General features: G+C 60.7%; 1 protein-coding gene. It reads left to right on the top strand.

The genetic code is table 11. The features are described 5' to 3' along the window. A partial coding sequence (locus CF68_RS34410; protein WP_035827918.1) for an IS110 family transposase occupies window positions 1-508 on the top strand: 508 nt, incomplete at its 5' end. Between the last annotated feature and the right edge of the window lie 286 nt (window positions 509-794).

Here is a 794-nt window from a genome sequence, read left to right as displayed (position 1 = left end):
CCCGGCTCCCTTGTGGCGACTGTTGTCGCGCCAGTTACAGCGACTCAGGCAGTTGGACGCTGAAATCCTCGCGGCCGAGCAAGAGATCGCTGCATGGCTAAAAACCGAGCCTGCCGCCCAATGTGTGGATGCGATTCCGGGAATTGGCCCGATCACCGCCACGGCCCTGGTTGCCACCATGGGATCTCCCCAGGCTTACCGCTCAGGCAGAGCCTTCGCGGCCAGCCTGGGCCTGGTACCAACCCAGAGTGGCACCGGCGGCAAGGTTCACCTCGGCCATATCAGCAAACGTGGCGATCCCTATTTGCGCAAACTGCTGATCCATGGCGCACGCATCGTGCTGACCCGCTCGAAGCGGCGCCCGTGCTGGGCTGAGGCCCTGCTGGTCAGGCGCCCGACCAATGTTGCCATCGTCGCGCTAGCCAACAAGATGGCGCGCACCGCCTGGGCATTGCTTGCCCATCGCCGCGTCTATGAACCCGGCTATATCAGCGCACGGCCTGCGTAGCGAAAGCACGACCACAGCAGGGCACAAACGAATACCTTCAGGGTTGCACAGGGTAAGGAGATAAGGTGTGATGGCAAACTAGGTCGGACCGCGGGAACGCAAACCCGATGACATCCAAGCGGCTTACAGCCCGTCGTGGGAGATGGGGACGTTCCCGGCTGATTCCATCAAGGCCCGCAGGCACGTTCCTGCAACAAGGTCGGATATAAGACAGCAACCCATACCTACAAGCCAAAGCCCTTCAATTTACCTTGGCATCCGGGCGGTGTTCATATAAGGATGTCAA

This window comes from Cupriavidus sp. SK-4, from assembly GCF_000611125.1.
In the GTDB taxonomy this organism is placed as follows: Bacteria; Pseudomonadota; Gammaproteobacteria; order Burkholderiales; family Burkholderiaceae; genus Cupriavidus; species Cupriavidus necator.
Note: the sequence above shows the minus strand (reverse complement) of the source record. Positions and strands in the feature narration are given on the sequence as shown.